Here is a 26,416-nt window from a genome sequence, read left to right as displayed (position 1 = left end):
TCAATCGGTGCACGCCGTGTTGCCTGGTCTGCGGACGCTTGTGCCGCGCTTGCGCGCGGGTACCGACCAACGGTCGGTACCTACGAATTGCTGGCGAACGCAATTAGATTCGGATACGTCCGGATGCGTCCGGATGCGTCCGGATGCGCCTCGGCGCATCCGCTTCCGTCAATCCGTGCTGACCGGCTCTTCCGGCTTGGCCGCTTCCGGGCTGACACGCTCGATGGTATGGCGCAGTTCGCGGCCGAGGATGAATTTCGCATCCTTTGCCCACGCGTCCAGGCGCGCATCGAACAGCAGTTTGCTGTTTTCATCGGGCCACACCAGGCGTAGTTCGCGCAGCTTCTGGATGAAACCGCGGAACAGGGTGCGGTCGAAGAACTCCGGCGCGGCCGGCGCATAGAGCAGGCTCAGACGCTGTGCAGCCTGCTGGCACAGGCTTTCCAGCTCGGCCGCGCCCAACGTGCCGGGGCCATTCTTCACCAGCACCGAGATCGCGATGTAATAGCGCTCGAACGCCTGCTGCAGCGAATGGCCGATCGCGCGCAGGCGGAAGACTTCGTCGGTCTGCCCGGTGTTGCGCGCCAGGATGCCGCCGTCGTCATCGTTGATGTTCTGCAGCAGCCCTTCGCGCACGAACACGTTGATGGTCTGCTCGATGCGCTGGGCGAACTCGTCTTCGGTCCACGGCAGGAACAGCTCGGCCTGCAGGAACGGATACACCGTGCGGCCCAGCTGGACCAGCCCGGTACGGCTCATGCGGCGGTTGTTCTGGAAGCAGCAGGCCACCCACGACGAGGCCGTGAACAGGTGGATGACGTTGTTGCGGAAGTAGCTCAGCAGCACCGCGGTGTCGCCGCTCACGCTGAGCACGTCGCCCAGCGGGTGCTTGATGCGGGTGAGGACGTTGATCTCCTCGGCGTGGGCGATGATCCGCTCCGGCGAGTGCGGGGTCACCGTGACCCGGTCCGAGTACGGCATCTCGACCAGCAGGGTCTTGCACAGTTCGATCTGCGCGATCAGGTCCGCCTCGCCCATCGCATGCTTGGGCGTGGACAGCAGCGCCAGCGCGAGCAGGTTGATCGGATTGACGTCGGCCGCGCCGTTGATATGCACCTGGATACGTTCGGCCAGGTGATCCACCGTGCCGGACAACCACGAGGGCTTCTCGTCCTCGCCGACCGGTTGGCCGTTCCAGTCCGGCGCACGCTGGGCGAGCACGTCGTTGAGCGCGATCGGCTCACCGAAGTTCACCACGACCTGGCCGTAGTTCTGCTTGAGCACCTTCGGGATCGACCACAGCAGCGACCAGATCGATTCCTTTTCCTTCGGCCGCCCGGACAGTTCGTCCAGGTAGCTGCCGCCTTCCATCAGCTTTTCATAGCCGATGTAGACCGGCTGGAACAGCACCGGCTTGCGCGGCTGGCGCAGGAAGGCGCGCAGCGTCATCGAGATCATGCCGCCCTTGGGCTGCAGCAGGCGCCCGGTGCGCGAGCGGCCGCCTTCGACGAAGTACTCGATCGAGTAGCCGCCGGCGACCAGCTGCGCCACGTATTCGCTGAGCACCGCCGAGTACAGCGCGTTGCCACGGATCGAGCGGCGGATGAAGAACGCACCGCCCTTGCGCAGCAGCGTGCCGACCACCGGCAGGTTGAGATTGATGCCGGCCACGATGTGCGGCGGCACGATGCCGCGGTCGTACAGCAGGTAGGACAGCAGCAGGTAATCCATGTGGCTGCGGTGGCTGGGCACATACACCACTTCGTGCCCGGGCGCGGCCGCCTTGAACTTGTCCAGGTGGTGGACCAGCACGCCGGCATAGATGCGGTTCCAGACATGGCTGAGCATGAAGCTGGCCGAGCGCACCACGGGACTGGAGTAGTCCGCGGCAATTTCCCACGCGTAGGCGTGGGCTTTTTTCCAGGCATCGGCCGGCTTGGAGTTGTCGCGCTTGGCCTGTGAGGCGATCGCTTCGCGCACGGTGTCCGCGTCGAGCACCTTGTCCACCAGCAGGCGGCGGGTCGACAGATCCGGCCCGATCACCGATTCGCGGATGCGGCGGAAATGGGTGCGCAGCACGCGCTGCAGCTTGCGCACGGTGCGCTCGGGGTCCAGCCCCTCATCGACCGTGGTGCGCAGCGAGATCGGCGGGGCAAAGCGCACGATCGTGCTGCGGCCGTTGAGCAGCACCGCCAGCAGGCGACGGAAACGACCCACCAGGGCCCAGTTTTCCGAGAACAGCACCGCGAACCAGCCGCTTTGCTTGTCCGGCGCGCGGCCGACGAAGATCGACACCGGCACCAGGTGCACGTCCAGCTCGCCGCGGGCGCGGTGCGCCTGCAGGACCTTGGCCAACGAGTCCGAGTGGGTCTTGGCGCCACGCTGCTCGGGGATCAGCGAGTTGCTGCTGCTCCGGCGCGACAGGGCCAGGTAGGCGCGCTTGCGCCCGGTCGGGTCACCGGCGATCGGCACCAGCGGCGAGGGCAGGCCGGCTTCACGGCAGGCCTTGTCCAGGATCAGCGCGTTGGACAGACCGTAGTCCTCCAGCACGTAGACCACCGGGCGGCCGTCGTTGTACTGGCCGGGGTGCTCCGGTTCGATCTTCAGCGACAGCCACGGCTCGACCAGACGGCCGAGCAGGCGCGCCCACCACGGCGGGCGACCGCTGGGGGGGCGGGTGCCGGGCACGATCGCGGACGGCGCAACAGTGGACGGCTCCGCCTCGACGGCAACGGCCTCCACGGGCGCGCCAGCGGCCGGTGGAACCGGGGCGGCAGCACCGTCGGACGGCACGGTATCGGGCGACGAGGACGTAGCGTCCGGCGTCTTGGGCGGCTCTTCGCCGGGGAAAGGCAGGGGATTCTGGTTCGGCATCGGCTTCATTATGGCTTAGCCGGTGCAGAAGCACCGTCCTTGACCGTCGCAGCCGCCTCTGCTTCAGCGGCCTGGCGGGCATCATGTTCAGCTTGCGCGGCGTCGGCGGCCTGCAGCAGCGCATCGGTGTCTTCCAGCGTGCGGGTCACATACCAGTGCCCGTCGCGCCGTGTCATCCGCACCTGGGCGTCGATCTGCTCGCCGGCCAACGTGTACTGGATGCGCACCACGGCATCGTCGCCCAGCTCGGACGTCAGCTCGCCACGCAGCTCGGTCAACGCCGCGTCCAGCGACAGCCCGTAACTGGCCAGCGCGGTCTTGAAGGCCTTGATGAAGGGGCCGAGGCGACGCAGGCTCTCTTCCATGCCCGCGGCCTGCAGTTCGGCATCCGTGGACAGCCCCGCAGTGCGCGCGGTAGCGGTGAGCAGGGTGATGGTCGTCTTTGCCCGCTGCTTGTCGGTCAGTGGCGCCGCGGCGGCCCAGCGGCTGAGCGCCTTCACCACCTGGGTGTAATGGGCGCGCTCGCTGTCGCTGTACTCGCTCTGGTTGCTCAGGTACTGCTCGCCGAACAATCCCATCGAATGGGCCGCCTGGCGGACCTGCGTGGCCTGACCGGCGATCTGGGTATCGAACGAGCGTTGCAGCCGCTGCGGCGCATCCGGCCGCGACAGCGCGGCCAGCATCGGCAACAACTGCCCATCCAGTGGCAGCTCGGTCAGCGGCCAACGGCTGTGCCCCTGGCGCCAGGCGCCCTGCAGGCGGGCGTACTGGGTGGGCGGCACCGCTGCCTTCGCGTAGCCGACCAGATCGTTGTCGGCGACCCGCTGCGCCAGTTGCTGCAGGGCCGCGACCGGCTCGGACGCCGGTGCATCCGGATCGATCTGCTTGTCCCTGCAGGCACTGAGCAGCACCAACCCGCACAGGGCCAGCGCCAACGCCTGCCCTCGGTACTGCCACGGCTTCAACGACATGGACATGAATTCGGACTCCCCGGACCGGTCCGCATCTTGCGGCCTGTTCGGTGACAGCGGCAAGCCGGCAGACCTGCCGACCCTGCGCTCGGTGCGCAAGCCCTTGAATGTACAGAAAAACCGCGTGTGACGGAGCGTCCGGCCCCGTCACCGCCTCAGCGCGCGGCGAGCGCCTGGGCGATCTCGGCCTGGAGGGCGCGCGCGGCGGCCTGCGGGTCGCTGGCGAGCCGGATCGGGCGGCCGACCACGATCGCATCGGCGCCGTCGGCAAAGGCCTGGGCCACGCCGACGGTGCGCTTCTGGTCATCGCCGACCGGACCCCCCGGGCGGATGCCCGGGCAGACGATCGAGAACCCGGCGCCGGTGGCGGCGCGGATCGGCCCGGCCTCCTGGCCGGAGGCGATCACCCCGTCGATGCCGGCGGCCTGGGCGGCGAGCGCGCGTTCCACCACCACCTCGACCGGCTCGCGGTCGATGCCCATCTGGGCCAGGTCGCTGCGGCCCATCGAGGTCAGCACGGTCACCGCCAGCAGGCGCATGTCGCTGCCGTTGGCGGCCGCGCAGGCCTCCATCATCGCCGGGTGCCAGCCATGGATGGTGGCGTAGCTCACCGGCCACTGCGACAGGCGCTTGATCACCGCCGCGGCGGTGGCCGGGATGTCGAAGAACTTGAGATCGACGAACACCCGCTTGTCGCGTGCGGCCAGTGCATCGAGCACCTCGAAGTACTCGCCGGAGGCCAGCAGTTCCATGCCGATCTTGTAGAACGACACGGCATCGCCGAGACGATCGACCCAGGCCAGTGCATCGTCGCGGCCGGGCACGTCGAGCGCGAAGATCAGGCGCTCCTCGTCCCGCAGCGGCAGCGGCGCGCGGCTCACGGTGCGTAATCCAGCGCGGCGCGCTTGGCGTCGTGGCGGGCCTGGCGCGACTGGCTGTAATCGTTGTTGAACTGGGCCGGCTCGAAGCCGCCGTAGGTCGGGTTGGGCAGCATCCACCAGCGCTCGCCGAACCAGTCGTGGTACTGCTGCAGCAGCGCGTCACGGCCATCGTTGGTGTTGGCGGTGACTTCCACGAAGTCGCCCAGCTGGTCACCGAACTGCATCAGCACGCGGTATTTCTGGCCGGCCAGGCGGCGGCGGCAGTTCTTTTCGCTGCCGGCCTGCTCGCAGCCGTCCACCACGGTGCCCAGGCCGAGGAACACGCTGTCATCGGCCACCGGCAGGCCCTGCTCGCGCAGGTTGGCCAGGGTGGCCTCCTTGAGGTGGACGGCGCGGTTGGAGATGTACAGCAGGGTCACGCCCTTGGCATTGGCGGCCTTGGCGAAATCGACCACGCCCGGAATCGCCTTGGCCTTCTTTTCAGCCACCCACTGGTCCCAGCTCAGCTCGTCGTATTCCTTGCCATCGCGCACCAGGCGCGCCTGGTAGGGCGAGTTGTCCAGCACGGTTTCATCCACATCCAGCACCACGGCAGGCTTCAGGCCCTTGGCGGCATTGCCGCGTTCTTCAGGCACCAGCGCGTCCCAGTTGGGCTCCTTGAGTGCCTTGTCCAGGTGATCGGCCGCCGAACGGTAGGTCTGCTCGGTGATTGCCCGGTACTCCTGCGAACGCTGCATCCACAGCACCGCGTTGAGGTTGTCATTGGCAGCCACGGCGGCATCGCCGGTGGCGACCGGCGCGCTCGCCGCGGCAGCGGCCGCCGGCGGGGCGGCATCGGCCGGGGTTTCAGTGCGCTTGCAGGCACTCAGTGCCAGCACGGCACAGGCAAGCACGGACAGGGAAACAGCACTACGACGCATGGCATTCACCGGCAACAGATTCGCGCCAGTTTACCGGCTTGTCCCGCGGCATTCATGCCACAGGCGGGGCTCGGCTATGCTGCACGCCCCTGAAACACCCCGGAGCGCCCCATGACCGACGACACCCAGACCCCTGCCCTGCCCGTGCTCAGCGCGGCCCAGGCCCGCGCGTTGGGCTGCCTGATCGAGAAGGAGGCGACCACCCCGGACGCCTACCCGCTGACGGTCAACGCCGCCCAGGTGGCGGCCAACCAGAAGACCGCCCGCGAGCCGGTCATGGCCCTGTCGGCCGGCGATGTGCACCACGCGCTGCGCCAGCTGGAGACCCTGGGCCTGGCGCGCCAGCAGTACTCCTCGCGCGCCGAGCGCTACGAGCACCGCGCCGGTGCCGCGCTGGACCTGACCCGCCAGCAACTGGCCATCCTGGGCCTGTTGCTGCTGCGCGGCCCGCAGACCCTCAATGAACTGCTGACCCGCAGCGAGCGGCTGGTCCGCTTCCAGGACGTGGACGAACTGCGCCACCACCTGGAGCGCATGATCCAGCGCGGCATGGCGATCCAGCTGCCGCGCGCCAGCGGCCAGCGCGAAGACCGCTACATGCACCTGATGGCCGGCCCGGTGGACGTGCAGGCCTTGGCCGAGCAGTACCGGTCGGCGCCGTCCGGCGGCGGCGGCAGCGGTGCCAATCCGGCGCTGGAGTCCCGCGTGCAGCAGTTGGAAGCCACCGTGGCCGAGCTGCAGGAACAGCTGGCGGAGCTGCGCGCACAGTTGGGGGGCTGAGAGCAGCCGACCAACGGTCGGCTCTACCGGCCGAGGATCGAGCGCCGCGCCGTGCCCGTCGACGGTGTCAGGGGGCCGGCGCGCCCGGGGTGGCGAACAGCAGCACCACGTCTTCGTTTGGCGGCGGCAGCAGCAGGTCCCCCCGGTCCTCCATGCCCAGCTTGCGCAGCAGCGCGGCGGAGCGCACGTTGTCCGGCGAGACGATGCCGTACAGATCGGCATGACCGAGCACATCGCGTGCGTAGTGCATCACCCCGCGCGCGGCTTCGAATGCGTAGCCGTGGCCTTCGTACTGCGACAGCAGTGCATAACCGATATCCGGTGCCGGCAGCCCGGCGCGGCGGACCAGACCGGCGTTGCCCAGCCATGCGCCGTCCTCGCGGCGGATCACGGCGTACATGCCAAAGCCATTGAGGGTGTAGCTGCCGAGCACGCGCTCGGCGGTGTAGTCGCGCGCCTGCGCCAAGGTGCGTACGCCGCGGTCGGCGATGTTGCGGATGAAGCCCGGCTCGTTGAGCAGGGCCAGCATGTCGGCCGCGTCATGATCGGGATCGATCAGGCGCAGGTGCAGGCGGTCGGTCTGGATCACGGCGGACATGCGGGTACCGGTGGAAGGCGATACACCGATTGTGCAATGCGTGCCCCGAACACGGTAGAGCCGACCGTTGGTCGGCTGCGGGAACACGGTAGAGCCGACCGTTGGTCGGCTGCGGGAACACGGTAGAGCCGACCGTTGGTCGGCTGCGGGAACATGGTAGAGCCGACCGTTGGTCGGCTGCTCTTCGAGCCGGGGATACGGCAGCCGACGCGCTTTGGGCAGCCGACCAACGGTCGGCTCTACCCGTGCGGTGGGTCAGTCGAACAGGGCCTGGATCGCGGCCAGGCCCGCGCTGGCGCGCTCTTTCTTGCGCGCGGCATCGGCGACGGGGTCGGCACCGTCGCGCTGCATTTCCTCGGCGGGTATCTCGTCGAAGAACCGACTCGGCTTGAGCCGCACGTGCTCGCCGAACTTGCGGGTGAGCTTGCTGTAACTCATCCACAGCTGCACCTTGGCGCGGGTGATACCCACGTACAACAGACGCCGCTCTTCCTGCAGGTTGCCTTCGTCCAGGCTGACCTGGTGTGGCAGTACGCCGTCCTCGCAGCCGATGATGAACACGTACGGGAATTCCAGGCCCTTGGAGGCGTGCATGGTCATCATCCGCACCTGGTTGCCGCCGTCGTCCTTGTCGTTGCGCGAGAGCAAGGCCAGCTGCGCGGCCAGATCCGCCGTGGAGGCACCCCGCGGGCCGCCTTCGAACCACTGCGCCAGTTCTTCCAGGTTGCCGAGGCGGCGCTGGTAGACCGACTCTTCCTTGCACGCACTGCGCAGGTCCGAGACCAGCCCGGAATCCTTCACCAGCTTGCGCACCAGATCGCCGGAGCTGAGCTTGGGCATTTCCGCGCGCAGATCGCGCAGGATATCGGTGAAGCGGCTCAGCCCGTTGGCCGCGCGCGGTGGCAGCTGCGAGAGCGCCCCGATCGCTTCGGCGGCATGCGCCATCGGCAGGTCTTTTTCCGAGGCCAGCTCGGCCAGCTTGGCCAGCGTGCCGGCGCCCACTTCGCGCTTGGGTGACTGCACCGCACGCATGAACGCCGTATCGTCATCCGGGTTCACCAGCAGACGCAGCCAGGACAGCGTGTCCTTGACCTCCTGCCGTTCCAGGAACGCGGTGCCGCCGGTGATGTGGTACGGCGCACGCACCAGCTGCAGCGCTTTTTCCAGCGGCCGCGACTGGAAATTGCCGCGGAACAGGATGCAGAAATCGCTCCACGGAATCTTCTTGGAGGTGGCCAGGAAGGAGATTTCCGCCGCGACCTTTTCCGCTTCGTGCTCGCTGTTGCGGCACTCCCACACACGGATGCGCTCGCCGTCGGCCTGGTCGCTCCACAGCTTCTTGAGGTGTTCGTGCGGGTTGTTGGCGATCAGCGCGTTGGCCGCGCGCAGCACGCGGTTGGAGCAGCGGTAGTTCTGCTCCAGCTTGATGATTTCCAGCGCAGGATAATCGCGCGCCATCTGCTGCAGGTTTTCCGGGTTCGCACCGCGCCAGGCGTAGATCGACTGATCGTCATCGCCCACGCAGGTGAAGTTGCCCTTGCTGCCGGCCAGCTGCTTGAGCAGCCGGTACTGCGCATCGTTGGTGTCCTGGCATTCGTCGACCAGCAGGTAGCCGATGCGTTCGCGCCAGGCGATGGCGATCTCCGGATTCTCTTCCAGCACCTGCACCGGCAGGCGGATCAGATCATCGAAATCGACCGCGTTGAACGCAGTCAGGCGCAGCTGGTAGCGCTCGTAGACGCTGGCCGCTTCCTTCTCGCGCGTGCTGCGCGCCGCGGCCATCGCCTGCTCGGGTGAGAGGCCGGCGTTCTTGGCGCGCGAGATCAGGTTCTTCACGTCCTCGATGTCGTCCGGCTTGGCCCCGTACATCAGGTCCTTGACCTGCGCGGTCGAATCGTCGGCATCGAAGATCGAAAAGCCGCGCTTGAGCCCGACGGCCGCATGTTCAATCTGCAGGAACTTCAGCCCCAGCGCGTGGAACGTACAGATCGTCACTTCATCGGCGTCGTCACCGCGCAGGCGCTTGGCCACGCGCTCGCGCATTTCCTTGGCCGATTTGTTGGTGAAGGTGATCGCCGCGATCCGCCGCGCCGGGTAGCGCTTGCTGGCGATCAGCTGGCCGATCTTCTCCACGATCACGCGCGTCTTGCCGCTGCCCGCGCCCGCAAGCACCAGCAGAGGACCTTCGCAGTGCATCACTGCCGCGTGTTGGGGAGGATTGAGACCGTGCATGCCATCTCCAGGGGAGGGGCATTGTACCGGGCCTTGGTCAGCCCGCATCGACGTGCCACCAGCCGGATTGACGCCTTCACGGGGCTGGGGTATCCATTGTCCCGATCAACGCAGAGGACGCGACGCATGGCAATCGTCAGGAAGGCAAGCCGGGTATGCACCATGATCGCCGCCCTGGCCGCGCTGCCAGCGTGGGGGCAGTCGAGTCAGCCGGACCTGCGCGCGCAGGATGCGCAGGACACCCACACCTTTCTGGCCAGCCATCCTGACCTGCGCTACCGCAAACTCGGCAAGGAGGCGCAGGCGCGTGGCCGCCTCGAAGAGGCGCGGCGCTTTTACCGGCTCGGCGCGCGCCATGCCGACAAGTTGTCCCAGGCCGCGCTTGCCGAGATGTGGTGGAACGGCCAGGGCGGCGATCAGGATCGGGCCCTGGCCTATGCCTGGATGGACCTGGCGGCCGAGCGCGGGACCGAATTCCTCCTGGTGCTGCGTGAGCGGTACTGGGCCGCGCTGACCCCGGACGAACAGACCCGCGCAGTGCAGCAAGGCCAAGCCCTGTACGCGGAGTTCGGAGACACGGTCGCCCAGCCCCGACAGGAGCGTGAGCTGCGTCGTGGCCTGCTTGAGGTCACTGGCAGCCGCACCGGCTGGGTCGGAGGCATGCGCATGCTGGTCCGCGATGATCGTGGCAAGCGTTACGTGGAACCGGACGTGTTCTATCGGGACGAATACTGGCAGCCTGACCAGTACTGGCACTGGCAGGCACAGCAACTGGAGGCCGCCGGGCGTACCATCGGCACCGGCAGCGTCGAGGTCGGCATCCCCACCGCCGTACCCGGTTCCCAGGACTGAATGAACACGGCACCATGCCCGGGCGCCCGAGCGGATAAAATCCCGGCATGGCCAAGCTCTATTTCTATTATTCGGCGATGAACGCCGGCAAGACCACCACCCTGCTGCAGTCGGCGCACAACTACCGCGAGCGGGGCATGCGCGTGGCCATCCTGACCCCACGGCTGGATGATCGCGCCGGGCGCGGCGTGGTGGCCTCGCGGATCGGCCTGAAGGCCGACGGGATCGCGTTCCAGCAGGACACCGACCTGCAGCAGCTGATCGCCGAGGACATCGCCACGCACGGCCTGCTGGGCTGCGTCCTCGTCGATGAGGCGCAGTTCCTGACCCGCAGCCAGGTCTGGCAGCTCAGCGAGGTGGTCGACCAGATGCGCATCCCGGTGCTGTGCTACGGCCTGCGCACCGATTTCCGCGGCGAGCTGTTCGAAGGCAGCCAGTACCTGCTGGCCTGGGCCGACGAGATGCAGGAGATCAAGACGATCTGCCACAGCGGCAAGAAGGCCACGATGACCGTGCGCGTGGACGAGCACGGCCACGCGGTGCAGGACGGGCCGCAGGTGGAGATCGGCGGCAACGAGCGCTATGTGTCGGTGAGCCGCGCGGAGTTCAAGAAGATCACGCGCGGCGAGGGAAGAATCGACCCGGCACAGGCCCCACTGCCGCTTTGATCAGTACAACGTGCGCTCCGGCGCACCCTTCGGCGGCGGGCTGTACTGGTACAGCCAGGTTTCGGTCAGCGTCTTGCCGCCACTGCGCAGGTACAGGCGGATGTCGATCTGCTCGGTGGAATCGTCTGGCGGCACCAGATCGAACATGGCGCGGTAGCCCTTGATCTCGCGCAGCGGGCGGGCCGAAACGATCTCGGTGCGGCCACGGCTGACCTGGACCACGGCTTCCACCTCACCCTTGTCGATCAACGCGGCCAGTTCGCCGCCTTCGAAATCGACCGCGAAGCGCCAGGAGAAGTACTCGCGCCGCTTGCCGATCACCCCGCCCAGGCCGGTGCGGCTGGCCACGCAGTGTGCCAGCGGCGTACGCGCCGGCGGCTCGGCGCCCCAGTACAGGCGGTAGCCGAGCAGCAGCTCCTGGCCCGGCTGCGGCTTGGCCTCGGGATTCCAGAACGCCACGATGTTGTCGAAGGTTTCATCCACGGTCGGGATTTCGACCAGCTGCACCGAGCCCTTGCCCCACTGCCCCTTCGGTTCCACCCACAGGCACGGGCGCTTCTCGTAGAAGACGCCGTCGTCCTGGTAGTGATCGAAATTGCGGTCGCGCTGGAGCAGGCCGAAGCCGCGCGGGTTGTTGTCCACGAACATGTTGAAGCGCAGGTGGTACGGGTTGCACAGCGGCCGCCAGATCCATTCACCGGCCCCGGTCCACATCGACAGGCCGTCGGTATCGTGGATCTCCGGGCGCCAGTCCCAGGCCATGCGGCGGTCGTTCTCGCCCACCTGGTACATGCTGGTGCACGGGGCGATGCCGAGCCGCTCGATCGCCTTGCGCGGGTACAGCGCGCAGTCGATGTCCATCAGCAGCACATCGCCGTTGGTGATCGCAAAGCGGTAGGCGCCGGTGGTGCTCGGCGAATCCAGCAGGGCGTACACCACCAGCGTGTTGGAGTCGGCCGCCGGCTGCTCGAGGTAATAGGCGATGAAATCCGGGAACTCCTCGGGCTTGCCCGTGCCGGTATCGATCGCCAGACCGCGCGCGGACTGGCCGTACTGGCCCTCTTTGCCGACTGCGCGGAAATAGCTGGCCCCCAGGAATGCGGCGAAGTCGCGGTCGGTGTCCTTGCGGGTGTTGAGACGGAAACCGGCAAAGCCCAGGTCGGCCGGCAGATGGCTGCCCTTCAGGCCACTCTTGCCGTAGTCGAACGCGGCGCCGTCGTAGGCCAGCTCCTGCGCCTTGCCGTCGGTCACGTCGAACATCCGCACCGGCGAGTGGAAGTACAGGCCGAGGTGGAAGAACTTGGCCTGGTAGCGACCGGGCTGGTCGGCCCACAGCGCGTGATCCTGGCGGTACTGGATCGACTGGTACTGATCCCAGTCCAGCGCTTCGACCGGACCCGGCAGGGTGCGCTTATGGCTCTGGTAGGCAGCCTGGGACAGCGCGCGGGCCTGCCCCTTCAGCGAGGCGAAATCGAACGGCTGCGGCTCGCCCAGCCGGCGCAGGCCGACCTGGTTGCCCTGCGCGGCACACGCCGGCAGTGCAGGCAGGCCGAAGGCGGCCAGGGCCACGGAGGCATTGCGGAGGAAGTCGCGTCGTTGCATGCAGGCAGCGATGGCAAGGGAGGGCCGGCCATCATAGGCACGCAGACGTTAATTCGCCGAGGTGAATGCGCGGCGGCGTTCAGCCAGCGTGCTCAGGGGCGGCCGCGACCTGCGCCGGTGCGCATGCCTGCCGCATCTGGTTCACCTCCTGCAGCAGCTGCCCGCCCTGCGGCCACTGTGCCTGCAGCTCCTGCTGCAGCTGCCCCAGCGCCTCACGCGCACGCGCCGGTGCGCTCGTGCAGTCCAGCTCCGCCATCGCGGCGCGGGCGCGCCAGCGCAGGACGCGGCTGCCCTGATCGGCGGCGTCGCCCACCAGCAACGGGGCCAGCGCGCGGCGTGCTTCCACGGCCTGGCCCATGCGGCCCAGATTGCGGCCCCAGGCCAGTTGCAGCGCGCGCTGCAGCGCCGGGCTGGACGGACCCGCCCGGTCCACCCGGCGCATCAGCGCCGCCAGTTGCTCGCCGGCCTGATGCGGGTCGCCGTAGGCGCTGACCAGTTCGGCCATGCGCCGATCCGCCTGCTGCACGGACGCATCGTCGTCGCCCCGTTGCGCCGCCTGCCACTGCCGGCCCTCATGCAGGGCAGCCAGCGCCGCCTGCCAGCGCCCCGCCTGGGCCAAGGCTTCGCCCAAGTCATACAGGCCCTGCGGCAGCAGCCCCACGCAGTCGGGTTGCCGCCAGATCGCCACCGCCCGGGCGAAGTCATCGATCGCCACGGTGCTGTCACCGCGCTCCAGTGCCAACCGGCCCAGCGCGTGCCAGGTCAGCCCGGTGTCGCGGTGTTGCTCGCCCAGGGCCTGCCGGGTCAGGTGATGGACCTGCTGCAGCTGGGTCTGGGCCTGCTCAAGATCACCGCGCTGCATCGCCAGCAGGGCACGCAAGCGACGGATCGACAGGGTTTCCGGGTGATCCGGCCCATACATGCCCACCGCATCGGCACTGGCGATCTTCAGGGCCCGCTCGGCCGCGTCCAGATCGCCCTGCGCAGCCAGCGTCTCGCCCATGTGCCGGCGCAGCGCGATCAACTGGGGATACCGCACGGTGTCACCGGCCTGCAGCAGCTGCAGCGCTTGCCGGTAGCCGGCCAGTGCCGCCGGGGCGCGGCCATCGTCGCTGTCCAGTGCGGCCAGGTCGGCCAGGCTCTCGGAGGTGCCGGGGGTATCGCGCAGTACATCGCGCCGCAGCACCTGTGCCTGTTCGAAGGCAGCGCGGGCGTTGTCGCGGTACCCCAGAAGTTGTTGGCAGCGCCCGAGTTGGGTGTGGTACTCGGCCACGGCCGCCGGCAGCCGCAGGCGGTACTCGGCGGCCAGCGCCTGCATCGGAGTGAGGTGGGTCACGCACTCGCGCGAGCGGCCCAGCATGCGCAGCGCACGGCCGCGCTGGGTCACCGCTTCCAGCTGCAGGGTGGGCGGCACCTCGCCGGCCTCCTCCAGCAGCGCGCGTTGTCGGTCCAGCGTCTGCAGCGCCAGCTGGTAGTCGCCCATGCCGATCCGCAGCCGGCCGATCACGCCCTCCAGCTCGGCCAGCGACAGCGGTTGATCGCGCAGTTCCGCCTCACCGCGTTGCTGACCGGTGGCCAGCAGCTGGCGCAGATCGAAGCTGCCATGGCGCACGCCGGCGGCGCGATCGAACAGGCCGACCGTGAAATCCTGCATGGCCTGGGCACGCGCGATCTCCCGCCGCGCCTGCTGCATCTGCCACAACGCAGTCAATGCCAATGCGAGCAGCGCCAGCACGGCCATGCTGCCCAACGCTACGCCCCAGCGATGCCGCCCCAGATATTTGCGCAGCCGGTAGCCCACATGCTGCGGGCGCGCGTGGATCGGACGGCCTTCGAGGAAGCGGCGCAGGTCCTGGGCCAGGGCTTCCACCGAGGCGTAGCGCTGCGCAGGTTCCTTCTGCAGGGCCTTGAGCAGGATGGTGTCCAGATCGCCGCGCAGGCGCCGCGACAGTCGCCGGGCTGCCCCGGCCTGTTCGCCACCGGCGGCGGCCACGCGCGCCATGACGGCCGAGGCGCGCGGTGCCTGCACCTCCAGGATCGAGCGCTCCCACTCGGCATCGCTGTGCCGGCGCAGGCGATAGGGCTTCTGCCCGGTGATCACCTCGAACAGCACCACGCCCAGCGAGTACACATCGGTCAGCGTGGACACCGGCTCGCCGCGGACCTGTTCCGGCGCGGCGTAGTGCAGGGTGAACGCCCGCGCTTCGGTGGGAGGATGCACGGGCGGTTTGCCCTCGTCATCGTCGAGCAGCTTGGCGATGCCGAAATCCAGCAGCTTCACGTCGCCCTCGGCCGTGACCAGGATGTTGGAGGGCTTGAGGTCGCGGTGCACGATCAGGTTGGCATGCGCATGGCTGACCACCGCGCAGACCTGCAACATCAGCTGCAGCCGCCGCTCCAGCGGGAGCGCCAGGCGCTGGCAGTGCTCGGTGATCGGCTCGCCTTCCACGTAGGCCAGCGCAAGGTAAGGCTGCCCCTGCAGATCCACGCCGGCATCCAGCAGATGGGCCAGGTTCGGGTGCTGCAGCCGCGCCAGAATCTCGCGTTCGCGGCTGAAGCGCTGACGCAGGCCGGGATCGGCGTAGCCGCTGCGCAGCAGCTTCAGCGCGACCTGGCGCTCATAAAGGCCATCGGCGCGCTCGGCCAGCCAGACCTCGCCCATCCCGCCCTCGCCGAGGGGCCGGAGCAAGCGGTAGGGGCCGACGCGCGTGCCCACCCGGCTGTCCTCCGGCGCGGCGGTCCACAGCGGCTGGGCCAGGAACTCGTGGCTGTCGCGCTCATGCGCGAGCAGGCGCTCCACATCATCGGCCAGGCCCGGATCCTCCACACGCAGGCGCGCGAGCCGCTGCTCACGCGCCGGTTCGGGCAGTTCCAGCAATTGATCCAGCAGGCAGGACAACTGCCGCCAGCGTGACGCCTCCATCGGTCCTCTCCCCGGACGATGCGTGGCCTTTCAGGGCTCCCCGACCGAAGCCAGCAGGAACATGCGCGCCTTCTGCCAGTCGCGGCGGATGCTGCGCTCCGAGCGTTGGCACAGATCCGCAATCTCCTGCTCGGACAGGCCGGCGAAGTAACGCAGTTCCACCACCTTGGCCAGGTGTGCATCCACCGCATGCAGCTGGGCCAGCGCCACATCCAGCGCCAGCAGATCTTCATCCAGACGCACGCCGCTGCTGCTGTTCTCCGGCAGCTCCACCCGCTTGAGATCACCGCCGCGCTTGCGCGCGAGCCGGTTGCGTGCGTAATCCACCACCACGCTGCGCATCGCCGAGGCGGCGTAGGCGAAGAAATGCGCGCGATCCTCGAAGCGGGCCGCGCCGCGGGAGCCGAGCAGCTTCAGGTAGGACTCGTGCACCAGCGAGGTGGCATCCAGGGTGCGTCCCTGCTGCCCGGCCAGCTGCCGGCGGGCCATGCTGTGCAGCTCGTGATAGAGCAGGGTCAGGACCCGGTCGAGCGCGGCGCGGTCGCCCGCCCGGGCCGAATCCAGCCATACGGTGATATCCGGTGCTTCGTCCATCGCACACCCCCGCCGGTGACGTTGGGCGGACTATACCGCCCGGTGGGCGACAGCCGCGCGACGATTCAGCGCTGGCAGTGCCCGCACCAGACGCTGGCGCGCTGGCCGATGGTGGCGTGGCGGAGCAGCCGGCCGCACTGGCGGCAGGGCTCGCCTTCACGCCCGTACACCAGCAGCTCCTGCTCGAAGTACCCCGGCGCCCCGTCCGGATTGATGAAATCGCGCAGGGTGGTGCCGCCGCGGGTGATGGCGTAGGCCAGGATCTGTTTCACCGCATCGGCCAGGCGCTGATAGCGCGCGCGGGAGATCTTGCCGGCCTCGCGCAGCGGGTTGATCCCGGCCATGAACAGGCTTTCGGCGGCATAGATGTTGCCCACCCCGACCACGATGCCCTGGTCCATCAGGAAGGTCTTCACCGAGGCGCTGCGGCCACGGCTGCGGGCGAACAGGTAGTCGCCATCGAACGCGTCATCCAGCGGCTCGGGCCCCAGCGCTGCCAGCAGCTCATGGGTCTCCCCGGCCGGCTGCCAGAGCAGGCTGCCGAACCGGCGCGGGTCGTTGAAGCGCAGCAGGCGGCCGTTGTCCAGGCTGATGTCGACGTGGTCGTGTGCGCGCACCGGGGTGTCGCCGGGCAGTACGCGCAGGCTGCCGGACATGCCCAGGTGCAGCAGTGCGCTGCCAATGGCGGTGTCGAGCAGCAGGTACTTGGCGCGGCGGCGCACGCCCTGGATGGCCTGCCCGGGGAGCAGCGTACTGATCTCCGGCGGGATTGGCCAGCGCAGGTCGGGCCGGCGCAGGATCACGCCGTGGACGTTGCGGCCTTCCAGGTGCGGGGCCAGGCCGCGACGGGTGGTTTCTACTTCGGGAAGCTCGGGCATGGGGGGATTCTAAGGCGTCCCCCGATGAACCGCGGTAGAGCGGGCGCTGCCTCGCGGCGGTCCGGGCGCGACGTTCAGCGCGGCGGCGCAGCCAACTCGCGCGCACTCAGATACCCGTCGCCATTCGCATCCTGTTTGTGGAACCGCTGGATCAGCGTCTGCCGCTGCTGCTCCCGCGTGATCGACGGGCCTTTGCCACCGGGCAGCTCATCGGCGCTGAGCACGCCATCGCCGTTGCGGTCCATGCGGTCAAAGGCGTACAGCAGCCACTGCACGTATTCCTCCTCGCTGACCCGGCCGTCGCCGTCGGTGTCCATGCGCTGCAGGTAGCTGCCGGTATCCGTGACCTGCGCCTGTGCCGTCGCGCCGAGCAGGCCCACGGCCAGGCCCAGACACGCGAAACGCCGCACAAGGCGGCGTTTCGCGGAGACGTTCCCGATTGGGAAGCGCATCGATCAGTGCGCCGTCAGTGCGTAGCCTTTCAGGCGCGCGGCGTAGTTCTGCAGCGCGGCGATGCCACTGGCTTCGGCTTCATGGCACCAGGCCTGCAGCAGCTTCAAGCGCTCGGCGGCGTCATTACCGCGCGCTTCCAGCAGGGCCGCCAGACGCGCGCGGTGTTCGACCAGCACGCGGATCCGCGGGCGCTGCTCGACCCACGTGCTGAGCTGGGCGCGGCAATCCGGCTTGAGCCAGCGGCCGTCGTTGACCAGCCCGCGGCGCATGCGGCGCGGCAGCAGCTTGCGCAGCTTGGCGCCGGCCATCGCGGCCTCTTCGCGCAGGGCCGGCACGAATACGTTGCGCTGGTAATCGGTCATCGCCTGGAAGCGATGCGACAGCAGGGCCTTGAGGGTTTCCGCATCCGGCACGGCGATGTTCGGGCGCACGTCCATGCTCGGCGCCACGCGCAGCACCTTGGCCAGACGCACCGCCTGCAGGCCGCGGATCACCGCCCAGCCGATGTCGAACTCCCAGCGGCGCATCGAGAAGCGCGCCGAGCTCGGGAAGGCATGGTGGTTGTTGTGCAGCTCTTCGCCGCCCACCCAGAACGCCCACGGCGTCAGATTGGTGGAGGTGTCGGCCGATTCGAAGTTGCGGTAGCCCCACCAGTGGCCCAGGCCATTGATGACGCCGGCGGCCCAGAACGGGATCCAGGCCATCTGGATCGCCCACAGGGCCACGCCGGGCAGGCCGAACAGCACGCTGTTGATCACCAGCAGCGCGACCGGGCCGAGATTGGCGTGCGGGGTGTACAGGTGACGCTCGATCCAGTCATCCGGAGCACCGCGGCCGTACTGCTCGATGTCCGCGCGCATCGCGCGGGCCTCGCGGTACAACTCCACGCCCCGCCAGAACACCATGCCGATGCCCTTGGTCACCGGGCTGTGCGGGTCTTCATCGGTTTCCACCTTGGCGTGGTGCTTGCGATGGATCGCCACCCACTCCTTGGTGATCATGGAGGTGGTGAGCCAGGTCCAGAAGCGGAAGAAGTGCGCGATCACCGGGTGGAAATCCACCCCCCGGTGCGCCTGGCTGCGGTGCAGATACAGCGTCACGGCAAAGATGGTCAGCTGGGTGAACACCAGCAGCACCAGACCCATGCCCCACCAGCCGAGGCCGACGACACCGCCGGTCAGGAAGTTGAGGAGCGTATCGAACATCGCAGGACTCCGGGCCGCAGTCGGCCGTCAAGGAAACAGGGATACCTTCGGACATGATGGGGCCAGACGTTGCAAACTTCATCCCTTCGATGCCATTTTTGCGCAGTCATTCAGTTCTCCCCTTACCTTCGTGAGCATGCCCCCGCATTCATGACAGTCGCAGCCTCACCGGCGGTGCCGGCCTCCCCCGTCCCCCTGATCGAGCTCGACCGCGCCTGTGTCATCCGCGGCCAGGTCCGGGTCCTGCACGATCTCAGCCTGCGCATCGAACAGGGCCAGCACACCGCGTTGCTCGGCCCCAATGGCTGCGGCAAGTCGTCCTTCATCAAACTGATCACCCGCGAGCTGTACCCGCTGGCGCACGGTGATGGCACGGTGGCGGTGCGCGTGCTCGGCCAGAACCGCTGGCAGGTGGACCGGCTGCGCTCGCAGCTGGGCATCGTCACCGGCGACCTGAGCAGCAACCTTTCCGACATGCCCGGGCTGACCGTGGAAGAGGCGGTGCTGACCGGCTTCTTCGCCAGCTTCGTGGTGCCGGCCTTCCGCGAGGTGAGCCCGGAGATGCGCGAGCGCGCCCGTGAAACCCTGGCCATGACCGGTGCCCTGCCGCTGCTGCAGCGCGGCTATGCCGAACTCTCGGCCGGGGAAACCCGGCGCGTGCTGATCGCCCGGGCGCTGGTGAACCGCCCGCAGGCCCTGCTGCTGGATGAACCCTCCACCGGGCTGGACCTGATCGCGCGCGAGCAGCTGATCGCCACCATGCGCGAGCTCGCCCGCCAGGGCATCACCCTGGTGCTGGTCACTCATCACATCGAGGAGATCATCCCTGAGATCGAGCGGGTGGTGATGCTGCGCGGCGGCAAGATTCTCGCTGACGGCCCGCGCGCGGAGCTGCTGCGCGATGCACCGTTGTCCGAGCTGTTCGGCGGCCCGATCCGGGTGGTGGATCAGGCCGGCCGATTGAGTGCGTTCGCGGGTTAGGTCACGCAGCCTAGAACCTCACCGCCACCGCACGCGATTCGATCGGTGCCATCCGGCTCTGGTCCTGCAACTGCAGGTCGCGCACTTCGAACGGGGCGGCATAGCCACTCGGCAACGCCACGCTGGCGAACGGCAGGCGCAGCTCACCCGCCCCTGCCGTCGCGAACCACGCCGCACTGTGTGCCTGCGCGACGGGCCGCAGCGTCCCGTCCGGGCCGGTGGCATACAGCGTACCGCGCGCCTCGTAGCGGCCGGGCGCACCGATCTGCAACGGCAGGCGCACCTCGCGGCGGCTGGCATCCGCCTCGACCTGGCCCTGGAAGCGCGCCGTCGGCTGCGCCACCGCAAACGCCACCTTGGCATCGCGCTGCACGCCGTCGGCACTGACGAACGCCTGCAGCTCCCACAGCCCCTGCGCCGTGCCGATGTCCTGCGGCACCGTCACCTGGGCACGTAGACCGTCTTTGGCGGCGACCAGCGGCACCGGCCAGCTGCGGCCATCCGGCGCCACCAGCAGGGCCTCGCCCACGGCCGGCAGCGGCCGCGTACTGGCACGGGCGGGCCGTGCCGCAGCCGCGCCACCGTCGTTGACCAGACGCGCGCTCAGCGCCAGCGTGCCCCCGGCGAGCACCCGTTCGCTGCTCGCCTGCAGCTGCAGGGCGATCGGGCTGTTGGGTTCCAGCACCTGCACCACGTAGCGGCCCTGGGCCTGTGTGCTCTGCAGCCGGTAGCTGCCGACCGCCGATGTGGTGCCCGTGCGGACCATGGCCGTGCCCGTGCCGACCGACATCCCGGCCGCGCGCAGTTGCTGCTCATCGACCACCTGGGCCACCGCCAGCGCACCGGCCGGGTCACGCACCTGCCATTGGGTGGTATCCAGCGCACGCGCGCCCTGCACCGGACTGAGCTGGATCACCGCGTCGGGCGCGGTCAGCGGCAAGGCCAGGCCCTGCTGCAGCGCCGGCGCGTCCACCATCTCCCAGTAGCTGCGGCTGCTGGCCATGAAGGCCGGCGCAGCGGCCAGTGCCTGGGCGGGATCCAGCGCCCACGCAAAGCTCAGCGGTGCCCGCTCCACCGGTCCGGCCGGCAGGGGCGCACGCTCCACCGCACGCGGGACCTGGTCGCTGGCGCGGGCGGCCAGCAACGGTTGTGCCGCCTGCAATGGCAAGGCTGCCAGGGCGGCGAGCAGGGCCACCGCGATCGTCGTCTGTCGCATCATCGGGAGGCTCCTCACAGGGTCAGGTCGTTGCGCAGGATCGTGCCCAGGCCGAAGCACTCGCGCCGGCTCTGGTTGTGGCTGAGCGGCTCGGCGCCCCGGGTGCGCTGCGTGTCGGTGAACCAGGTCGTACCGGCCGCCTTCTGGCTGCTGCACTCCAGGAAGCCATCCGAGCAGCTGTTCAACCAGTTCTGGGTGAACTCCAGGCCCACGTTCTGCGCATAGCCACCGCAGTAGCTGTTGCTGTCCCACACCGCCGATTCCACATCCGAGCCGACCACCGCGCGGAACGGCTTGGGCAACGCAGGGCGGCCGGCGGTGCCGTACAGGTTCTGCGCGTTGTAGGTGGCCATGTGGCCCACCTGCTGCTGCCGCACGGCATCGCTCTTGTAGCCCAGCAGCCAGCCCACCGAAGTTTCGAACACGTTGCCGTTGAGCACCGCGTCGGCGAGTGGCGTGCCGGCCGAGGACGGCGCCAGCGCAGTGACCTTGCTGACCGTCTGGATGATCTTCGGATAGCGGCTGTCATACGTGGGGTTGGAGAGGATCCAGCGCACCACGTTGCCGCCGTTGGAATGGGTGATCACCACCAGTTTGGTGATGCCCTTGCTGTTGATGAAGGTGGTCAGCTGCCCGGCCAGGCAACCCGCCGCCTCGGGCGTCCACATGTACTGTTCGAAATCACAGTTGATGACCGTGTAGTTGCTGCTGTTGGGCAGCCCCTGGCGCACGGTGTCGATGATGCCCGGCTGCCAGTAGTCCGTACGTGCGTCGGTCTGCTTGCCGGTGCCGTGCACGAACGCCACGCCCACCACATCGGCCGCGTGCGTGGTGCCGCACGCCAGCATCAGACCCAAGGGCGAGACCGCCACCCCACCTTCCCGCGTTGCTTCGCATCCGCTGTCTCCTTGCAGGTGATCCCCCTGATGACGGCGCTGCCGCGTTGCCATGGGGTGCATATATCCATGGAGATATGACGATCGATGGCGCCTGCGATGACGCTATGTCGTGCGACCCATGAAATCCGTGAACCAGTCGCGGGTTTCCGTCATCCGGGGCACGGCCATGCCGGATCTGGCCGGATGACGAACGGCCGCTGTCGTTGCCAGAGGAAGCTGCGATCATGCGGCTCCCCCTCTCCGAGACCTGCCGATGTCGTCGTCCCTGCGCTCTGCTGCCGTTCGCCCGCTGCTGGTGACCGCCCTGCTCGCCGCCCTCGCCGGCTGTTCGTCAACGGCCGCGCCGCGCACCACGGCGGTGGAAGCCTCGGTCACCACCAAGGCGGTCGGCTACCTGCAGAGCACGGCCGTGCCGGACAGCCTGGCACTGGTACCGGCACCGCCGGCCGCCGGTTCGGCCAGCTTCGCACTGGACGAACAGGTCAGCCGTGAAGCCCGTGCCCTGCGCGGCAGCCCGCGCTTCGAACAGGCCCACCGCGACGCCGAACTCGCCTTCCCGGCCGGTGCCAACCAGTTCTCGTGCGCGATCGATGTCGACGTGGATGCGGTGAAGACGCCGGCCCTGTACCGCCTGCTCGAACGCAGCCGGATCGATGCCAGCGCGGCCACCCGCACGGCGAAGAAGCACTACCAGCGCGCGCGGCCGTTCATGGTCAACAACGAACCGACCTGTTCGCCGGAAGACGAGCAGGACCTGCGCGGCAACGGCTCCTATCCGTCCGGCCACACCTCGATCGGCTGGGCCTGGGCCCTGATCCTCTCGGAGATCGCCCCGGACCGCGCCGATGCGATCCAGGCACGCGGCCGCAACTACGGCGAGAGCCGCCTGGTCTGCAACGTGCATTGGCAGAGCGACATTCTGGAAGGCCGTTTCATGGGCGCTGCTGCTGTGGCACGCCTGCATGACAATGCCGCCTTCAACAGCGACCTGCTGGCTGCACGCAAGGAAATCGTGGCGGCACGCAAGGCGGGGCTGCATTCGGCACGGGATTGCGCGACTGAAGAAGCGGTGTTGAAGGTGCGGCCGGCCAGCGCGCTGTAAGACACCGCGTGTCGGTGGAGTTGCGTTGCTGGTAGTGCCGGCCGCTGGCCGGCTCCTCACGACGCCGATCGACAGGCAGCAGAGCTGTAACGCGATTGGGGCAGCCGACCAACGGTCGGCTCTACCTCGCAGGACGAAAAACGGCGCGGATTTCTCCGCGCCGTTTTCGTTTCAGGGGCGTGCCCACCAACGGTGGGCACCTACCGCATGTCGTGGATCAGAACTTCGCGGTGAACTCCAGACCGAACGTACGCGGCTCGTTGAGGAAGCCGGTCAGGTTGTTGAAGTCGATTGCGCCCACCACGCGGACCTGGTCGGTCAGGTTGCGGCCGTACACGGCCACGTCGTACTGGCCGTAATCCCAGTTGTAGCCCAGGCGCAGGCCACCTTCCAGCGAGGAGCGGCTGCGGAACTCCGGCGACTCGTACAGGAAGAAGTTCACTTCGCTGCGGTAGGCCCAGTCGGTGTAGACGTAGAACTCGCTGGCATCGTTGACCGGGAAGCCGGCGCGCAACGTCAGGTTGTGGATCCACTTCGGCGCCTGCGGCAGCGGGTTGCCGTTGACCAGTGCGTAAGTGCCGCCATCGATGACCGTGGTCGGGTCGGTGATGGTGCAGCCGCCGCCACAGATCGCCACCGCCAGATCCTTGTCCTTGATCTCGGTGTCGTTGTAGCTGCTGCCCAGGGTCAGCAGCACGTGGTCGGTCAGGTAGGCTTCGAAGTCGAGCTCGGCGCCCTGGCCGAGGGTCTTGTCGGCATTGAGCAGGGTCGCGGTGTTGTTGGTGCCACCCACGGCGATCAGCTGCTGGCCATCAACGTTGTAGCGGAACACGTTGAAGCCCAGGCGCGCGCGACGATCGAACAGGTCGGCCTTGATGCCGGCCTCGTACGAGATCACCTTCTCCGAATCCGCCTGCGAGACGCCACCAAAGGCCAGGCGGCCCTGGATCGACGGCGCGCGGAAGCCCTTGGCCACGCGGGCATACGCGTTGAGGTTGTCGGTGATCTGGTAGACGCCGCTCAGGTCCCAGCTGACGTCGTTGACGTCGGTCCTGGCGATGTACGGGCCGCTGACCGGGGTGCCGAACGGCACGGCCTGCAGCACGCTGGCGCTGAAGTCCTTCTTGTCCTGCGTGTAGCGCACGCCACCGCGCAGCTTGAAGCGCTCGGTCACGTCAAAATCGCCGGAGGCGAACGCGGCCCACGCCTTGTTGCGCTGCTGCTGCACGGCGTGACCAGTCTGCGGATTGCCCGGGGTCAGCGAGTCGTAGTTGAAGCTGTCGATGGTGACATCTTCATCGAAGTAGAACACGCCGGCCTGCCAGTCGAAGCGGCCCCACTCATTGGATTCCACGCGGAATTCCTGGGTCCACTGGCGGTGGTGCGGCAGGCCATCGGCCGATTCGGAGGCGAACGGGATGTTGCCCGGGCCGTAGTTGCCGGCGCCCAGGAAGCTGGCACCGTAGCCGCCGTCGATGTCGCCGTGGTTCAGCGATTCGGCGGTCTCGTAACCGGTGATCGAGTGCAGCGTCACGCGGCCCAGATCCCACTTCAGGCGCGCGCTGCCGCCCCAGGTTTCCAGGTCGGAGAAGTTCTGGCCATCGGTGGAGACTTCATCGCGGTCGAAGTTCTCGACCAGCTGGTTGGTGCCCGGCTTGAGGATGTTGGCGCGGAACAGGCGCGCGGTGCCGTTGAGCTTGCGCTTGTGCAGGTTGAACAGTGCTTCGACATCGTCGCCTTCGTACAGGAACTGCACGCGGGCGGCGGCTTCGTCATAGCCCTCGAAGCCCTGCGCCGGGGCGCCCTGGCGGGTGTTGGTGACCCAGTCGTCGCGGCGCTGGTACAGCGCGGACACGCGCGCCGACCAGCGGTCGGTCAACGGGCCGCCGTAGGCGCCCTGCGTGTTCCAGGTGTTGTAGCTGCCGTAGGCGACCTTGATGTAGCCGTCGGCATCCTGCGAGGGACGCGCCGAATCGAATTTCACCACGCCGGCCGGGGTGTTGCGGCCGAACAGCGTGCCCTGCGGGCCGCGCAGCACTTCCACACCGGCCAGGTCGAACAGCGGGAAGCCCTTCAGCAGCGGGCTTTCCTGCACCACATCGTCATACACCAGCGAGACCGGCTGCGAGGCATTGAGGTCGAAATCGGTGTTGCCCAGGCCGCGGATGTAGAACCGCGGGAAGGCACGACCGTAGGACGATTCAATGTTCAGGCTGGGCACACGCGCCGACAGGAAGCGGATGTCATCGCCGGCCGAACCGAGCACGTCGAGCTTTTCACCCTGGATGGCCGAGATCGAGACCGGCACGTCCTTGGCGTTTTCGACGCGGCGTTGCGCCGTGACCTGCAGCGTATCGAGGGCGACCGGATCCTTGGCGGCGGGGGCGTCCTGGGCTGCGGCCGTCAATGGCAGCAGGGCGGCAAGGGCGACAACGAGCGGGTGCACGGACGGGAAACGGCCGTGGGCAGTGCGGTTCGGGAACATGGCGTTTAGGCTGTGTTGGGAGGGGTGGTGGACCGGCGCTACCAGACAATTGTTGCAGTACAGCAACAGAGCCGCAAACAACCGCTATTCATTACGCCCTGCCGGGCACGCGCGTTGTGACGGCCGTCGCGGCCTGACCTCCCCGGTCATGGCCTGAATGCCCTGCCCGACTGTTCTGCCGGGCGCGCCATCGCTTCGGTATGCTGGCGCCCCTTGATGCCCATTCAGTTGCCACGCCGATGACTTCACTGCGCCGTACCCGCCTGACGCTGTCCGTTGCCCTGCTCGGCCTGCTGGCCGGTTGCGGCGGTGACCCCGTGCGCCCGACCCCGCCGCCGGCGGCTGTGCCGGTGACCCCGGCCAAGCCGGTCAAGATCGGCATCGCGCTGGGCGGCGGCGCGGCCAAGGGCTTTGCGCATATCGGCGTAATCAAGATGCTGGAGGCCAACGGCTTCGAACCGGTGGTGGTGTCCGGCACCAGCGCCGGCAGCGTGGTCGGCGCGCTGTATGCCAGCGGCATGGACGCGTTCCAGATGCAGTCCAAGGCGGTGGCCCTGGATGAAGCCAGCATCCGCGACGTGCGCCTGTTCTCCGGCGGCCTGGTCCAAGGCCAGAAGCTGCAGGACTACGTCAACGCACAGGTCGACAACCGTCCCGCCGAAAAGCTGAGCAAGCCCTTCGCCGCGGTCGCCACCCAGTTGGAAACCGGCGAGCGCACCGTGTTCGTGCGTGGCAACGTCGGCCAGGCCGTGCGCGCCTCCAGCAGCATCCCCGGTGTGTTCGAGCCGGTGAAGATCGGCAAGTACAACTACATCGACGGCGGCGTGGTCAGCCCGGTGCCGGTGGATGCGGCGCGCCAGCTCGGCGCGGACATCGTGATCGCCGTGGACATCTCCAGCAAGGCCAGCGGCAAGGCGCCGACCGGCATGCTCGGCATCGTCAACCAATCGATCTCGATCATGGGCCAGCGTCTGGGCGAGCAGGAACTGGCGCGCGCGGACGTGATCATCCGGCCGAAGGTGCTGGACATCGGCGCCGCCGATTTCGGCCAGCGCAACAACGCGATCCTGGAAGGCGAGAAGGCCGCGATGGCGGCGATGCCGCAGATCCGCGCCAAGGTCCAGCAACTGCAGAAGGCGCGTGCGGCCGCGCTGGCCCCGCCCCCGCCGCCCAAGTGCGATGAGCCCTCGCGCGTGGGCAAGCTGATGGGGCGCAAGGAAAAGTGCGAGGGCTGAAGCCCCGCCACCGGTAGAGCCGACCGTTGGTCGGCTGCTCCTGGCTCTGGTCTCCACGAAGCCGACC

The 26,416-nt window shown here is 68.3% G+C and carries 22 protein-coding genes; 7 read left to right on the top strand and 15 right to left on the bottom strand.

Translation table 11 applies throughout. The features are described 5' to 3' along the window. Positions 1 to 168: 168 nt before the first annotated feature. Positions 169 to 2,883: a glycerol-3-phosphate 1-O-acyltransferase PlsB gene (gene plsB, locus ABE422_RS04780; protein ID WP_313210639.1), complete on the bottom strand. Its 2,715-nt coding sequence runs from the start codon at positions 2,881 to 2,883 to the stop codon at positions 169 to 171. Beyond that, positions 2,883 to 3,851 carry a hypothetical protein gene (locus ABE422_RS04775; RefSeq protein WP_313210637.1) on the bottom strand — a complete coding sequence of 323 codons (969 nt, stop codon included), beginning with the start codon at positions 3,849 to 3,851 and terminating at the stop codon, positions 2,883 to 2,885. The genes plsB and ABE422_RS04775 overlap by 1 nt, the downstream gene beginning before the upstream one ends. Here ABE422_RS04775 and ABE422_RS04770 point away from each other — a divergent pair. Next, the gene (locus ABE422_RS04770) at positions 3,850 to 3,975 is read left to right on the top strand and encodes a hypothetical protein (RefSeq protein WP_313210635.1); all 126 of its coding nucleotides are present in this window, start codon (positions 3,850 to 3,852) and stop codon (positions 3,973 to 3,975) included. The genes ABE422_RS04775 and ABE422_RS04770 overlap by 2 nt on opposite strands. Positions 3,976 to 4,000: 25 nt before the next feature. Here the strand turns inward: ABE422_RS04770 and pyrF are convergent, their stop codons facing one another. After that, on the bottom strand, positions 4,001 to 4,726 hold the full coding sequence (gene pyrF, locus ABE422_RS04765) for an orotidine-5'-phosphate decarboxylase (RefSeq protein WP_313210633.1): 726 nt from the start codon (positions 4,724 to 4,726) through the stop codon (positions 4,001 to 4,003). After that, a complete protein-coding gene (locus ABE422_RS04760) occupies positions 4,723 to 5,646 on the bottom strand; it encodes a 5'-nucleotidase, lipoprotein e(P4) family (RefSeq protein ID WP_313210631.1) in 924 nt (307 codons plus the stop codon). The genes pyrF and ABE422_RS04760 overlap by 4 nt, the downstream gene beginning before the upstream one ends. 111 nt (positions 5,647 to 5,757) lie before the next feature. Between ABE422_RS04760 and ABE422_RS04755 the strand changes: the two genes are divergently transcribed. After that, complete coding sequence (locus tag ABE422_RS04755) at positions 5,758 to 6,426, top strand: DUF480 domain-containing protein (RefSeq protein WP_346462761.1); 669 nt, start codon at positions 5,758 to 5,760, stop codon at positions 6,424 to 6,426. A gap of 67 nt (positions 6,427 to 6,493) precedes the next feature. Here the strand turns inward: ABE422_RS04755 and ABE422_RS04750 are convergent, their stop codons facing one another. Together ABE422_RS04750 and ABE422_RS04745 are read right to left on the bottom strand one after the other, a co-directional pair. Next, complete coding sequence (locus ABE422_RS04750; protein WP_313210627.1) at positions 6,494 to 7,024, bottom strand: GNAT family N-acetyltransferase; 531 nt, start codon at positions 7,022 to 7,024, stop codon at positions 6,494 to 6,496. A gap of 255 nt (positions 7,025 to 7,279) precedes the next feature. After that, complete coding sequence (locus tag ABE422_RS04745; RefSeq protein ID WP_176990295.1) at positions 7,280 to 9,256, bottom strand: UvrD-helicase domain-containing protein; 1,977 nt, start codon at positions 9,254 to 9,256, stop codon at positions 7,280 to 7,282. Between the two features lie 162 nt (positions 9,257 to 9,418). On the opposite strand from ABE422_RS04745, the gene ABE422_RS04740 reads away from it, so the two are divergent. Both ABE422_RS04740 and ABE422_RS04735 read left to right on the top strand, forming a co-directional pair. Further along, complete coding sequence (locus ABE422_RS04740; protein WP_313219821.1) at positions 9,419 to 10,108, top strand: hypothetical protein; 690 nt, start codon at positions 9,419 to 9,421, stop codon at positions 10,106 to 10,108. Positions 10,109 to 10,155: 47 nt separating this feature from the next. After that, positions 10,156 to 10,776 (top strand): thymidine kinase, encoded by a 621-nt coding sequence (locus ABE422_RS04735; RefSeq protein WP_313210619.1) that lies wholly within the window; start codon positions 10,156 to 10,158, stop codon positions 10,774 to 10,776. On the opposite strand, the gene ABE422_RS04730 is transcribed toward ABE422_RS04735, so the two are convergent. The 6 genes from ABE422_RS04730 to ABE422_RS04705 all read right to left on the bottom strand — a co-directional run bounded on the left by ABE422_RS04730 (position 10,777) and on the right by ABE422_RS04705 (position 18,431). Further along, positions 10,777 to 12,378, bottom strand: coding sequence for a glucan biosynthesis protein D (locus ABE422_RS04730; protein WP_313210617.1), 1,602 nt, complete (start codon positions 12,376 to 12,378; stop codon positions 10,777 to 10,779). It lies immediately after the preceding gene. Between the two features lie 79 nt (positions 12,379 to 12,457). Then, positions 12,458 to 15,301, bottom strand: coding sequence for a protein kinase (locus ABE422_RS04725; RefSeq protein WP_346482575.1), 2,844 nt, complete (start codon positions 15,299 to 15,301; stop codon positions 12,458 to 12,460). 30 nt (positions 15,302 to 15,331) lie between these two features. Then, positions 15,332 to 15,895 (bottom strand): ECF-type sigma factor, encoded by a 564-nt coding sequence (locus ABE422_RS04720; protein ID WP_313210613.1) that lies wholly within the window; start codon positions 15,893 to 15,895, stop codon positions 15,332 to 15,334. Positions 15,896 to 15,960: 65 nt separating this feature from the next. Continuing rightward, complete coding sequence (gene mutM / locus ABE422_RS04715; RefSeq protein WP_313210611.1) at positions 15,961 to 16,773, bottom strand: bifunctional DNA-formamidopyrimidine glycosylase/DNA-(apurinic or apyrimidinic site) lyase; 813 nt, start codon at positions 16,771 to 16,773, stop codon at positions 15,961 to 15,963. 74 nt (positions 16,774 to 16,847) lie between these two features. After that, positions 16,848 to 17,225: a hypothetical protein gene (locus tag ABE422_RS04710; protein WP_346482574.1), complete on the bottom strand. Its 378-nt coding sequence runs from the start codon at positions 17,223 to 17,225 to the stop codon at positions 16,848 to 16,850. A gap of 3 nt (positions 17,226 to 17,228) precedes the next feature. After that, positions 17,229 to 18,431, bottom strand: coding sequence for a fatty acid desaturase (locus tag ABE422_RS04705; protein ID WP_123730986.1), 1,203 nt, complete (start codon positions 18,429 to 18,431; stop codon positions 17,229 to 17,231). A gap of 150 nt (positions 18,432 to 18,581) precedes the next feature. Between ABE422_RS04705 and ABE422_RS04700 the strand changes: the two genes are divergently transcribed. Then, a complete protein-coding gene (locus tag ABE422_RS04700; protein WP_313210605.1) occupies positions 18,582 to 19,412 on the top strand; it encodes an ATP-binding cassette domain-containing protein in 831 nt (276 codons plus the stop codon). 10 nt (positions 19,413 to 19,422) lie between these two features. Here ABE422_RS04700 and ABE422_RS04695 read toward each other — a convergent pair whose 3' ends face one another. Beyond that, the gene (locus ABE422_RS04695; RefSeq protein WP_346482573.1) at positions 19,423 to 20,628 is read right to left on the bottom strand and encodes a DUF4785 domain-containing protein; all 1,206 of its coding nucleotides are present in this window, start codon (positions 20,626 to 20,628) and stop codon (positions 19,423 to 19,425) included. 14 nt (positions 20,629 to 20,642) lie between these two features. Further along, positions 20,643 to 21,476, bottom strand: coding sequence for a hypothetical protein (locus ABE422_RS04690; protein ID WP_313210650.1), 834 nt, complete (start codon positions 21,474 to 21,476; stop codon positions 20,643 to 20,645). 304 nt (positions 21,477 to 21,780) lie between these two features. On the opposite strand from ABE422_RS04690, the gene ABE422_RS04685 reads away from it, so the two are divergent. Continuing rightward, positions 21,781 to 22,629 carry a phosphatase PAP2 family protein gene (locus ABE422_RS04685; RefSeq protein ID WP_313210601.1) on the top strand — a complete coding sequence of 283 codons (849 nt, stop codon included), beginning with the start codon at positions 21,781 to 21,783 and terminating at the stop codon, positions 22,627 to 22,629. A 217-nt stretch (positions 22,630 to 22,846) separates the two neighbouring features. Here the strand turns inward: ABE422_RS04685 and ABE422_RS04680 are convergent, their stop codons facing one another. Beyond that, positions 22,847 to 25,114 (bottom strand): TonB-dependent receptor, encoded by a 2,268-nt coding sequence (locus ABE422_RS04680; protein WP_313210599.1) that lies wholly within the window; start codon positions 25,112 to 25,114, stop codon positions 22,847 to 22,849. A gap of 239 nt (positions 25,115 to 25,353) precedes the next feature. Between ABE422_RS04680 and ABE422_RS04675 the strand changes: the two genes are divergently transcribed. Beyond that, on the top strand, positions 25,354 to 26,349 hold the full coding sequence (locus tag ABE422_RS04675) for a patatin-like phospholipase family protein (RefSeq protein WP_313219817.1): 996 nt from the start codon (positions 25,354 to 25,356) through the stop codon (positions 26,347 to 26,349). Positions 26,350 to 26,416: the final 67 nt, after the last annotated feature.

This window comes from Stenotrophomonas sp. TWI1151, from assembly GCF_039673135.1.
GTDB lineage: Bacteria > Pseudomonadota > Gammaproteobacteria > Xanthomonadales > Xanthomonadaceae > Stenotrophomonas.
The sequence above is the reverse complement of the archived record's forward strand: the minus strand, read 5'-3'. Positions and strand labels throughout refer to the sequence as shown.

Bases quoted from the DNA above. Each gene is read 5' to 3' on its own strand.
- ABE422_RS04690 (WP_313210650.1), bottom strand. From the start codon at position 21,476: ATGCTGGCGTGCGGCACCACGCACGCGGCCGATGTGGTGGGCGTGGCG.
- ABE422_RS04740 (WP_313219821.1), top strand. From the start codon at position 9,419: ATGATCGCCGCCCTGGCCGCGCTGCCAGCGTGGGGGCAGTCGAGTCAG.
- ABE422_RS04705 (WP_123730986.1), bottom strand. From the start codon at position 18,431: ATGTTCGATACGCTCCTCAACTTCCTGACCGGCGGTGTCGTCGGCCTC.
- ABE422_RS04695 (WP_346482573.1), bottom strand. From the start codon at position 20,628: ATGCGACAGACGACGATCGCGGTGGCCCTGCTCGCCGCCCTGGCAGCC.
- ABE422_RS04745 (WP_176990295.1), bottom strand. From the start codon at position 9,256: ATGCACGGTCTCAATCCTCCCCAACACGCGGCAGTGATGCACTGCGAA.
- ABE422_RS04675 (WP_313219817.1), top strand. From the start codon at position 25,354: ATGACTTCACTGCGCCGTACCCGCCTGACGCTGTCCGTTGCCCTGCTC.
- ABE422_RS04760 (WP_313210631.1), bottom strand. From the start codon at position 5,646: ATGCGTCGTAGTGCTGTTTCCCTGTCCGTGCTTGCCTGTGCCGTGCTG.
- ABE422_RS04775 (WP_313210637.1), bottom strand. From the start codon at position 3,851: ATGTCCATGTCGTTGAAGCCGTGGCAGTACCGAGGGCAGGCGTTGGCG.
- ABE422_RS04725 (WP_346482575.1), bottom strand. From the start codon at position 15,301: ATGGAGGCGTCACGCTGGCGGCAGTTGTCCTGCCTGCTGGATCAATTG.
- ABE422_RS04680 (WP_313210599.1), bottom strand. From the start codon at position 25,114: ATGTTCCCGAACCGCACTGCCCACGGCCGTTTCCCGTCCGTGCACCCG.
- ABE422_RS04755 (WP_346462761.1), top strand. From the start codon at position 5,758: ATGACCGACGACACCCAGACCCCTGCCCTGCCCGTGCTCAGCGCGGCC.
- ABE422_RS04770 (WP_313210635.1), top strand. From the start codon at position 3,850: ATGAATTCGGACTCCCCGGACCGGTCCGCATCTTGCGGCCTGTTCGGT.
- ABE422_RS04730 (WP_313210617.1), bottom strand. From the start codon at position 12,378: ATGCAACGACGCGACTTCCTCCGCAATGCCTCCGTGGCCCTGGCCGCC.
- ABE422_RS04750 (WP_313210627.1), bottom strand. From the start codon at position 7,024: ATGTCCGCCGTGATCCAGACCGACCGCCTGCACCTGCGCCTGATCGAT.
- ABE422_RS04710 (WP_346482574.1), bottom strand. From the start codon at position 17,225: ATGCGCTTCCCAATCGGGAACGTCTCCGCGAAACGCCGCCTTGTGCGG.
- ABE422_RS04735 (WP_313210619.1), top strand. From the start codon at position 10,156: ATGGCCAAGCTCTATTTCTATTATTCGGCGATGAACGCCGGCAAGACC.
- ABE422_RS04685 (WP_313210601.1), top strand. From the start codon at position 21,781: ATGTCGTCGTCCCTGCGCTCTGCTGCCGTTCGCCCGCTGCTGGTGACC.
- ABE422_RS04720 (WP_313210613.1), bottom strand. From the start codon at position 15,895: ATGGACGAAGCACCGGATATCACCGTATGGCTGGATTCGGCCCGGGCG.
- mutM (WP_313210611.1), bottom strand. From the start codon at position 16,773: ATGCCCGAGCTTCCCGAAGTAGAAACCACCCGTCGCGGCCTGGCCCCG.
- ABE422_RS04700 (WP_313210605.1), top strand. From the start codon at position 18,582: ATGACAGTCGCAGCCTCACCGGCGGTGCCGGCCTCCCCCGTCCCCCTG.
- plsB (WP_313210639.1), bottom strand. From the start codon at position 2,883: ATGAAGCCGATGCCGAACCAGAATCCCCTGCCTTTCCCCGGCGAAGAG.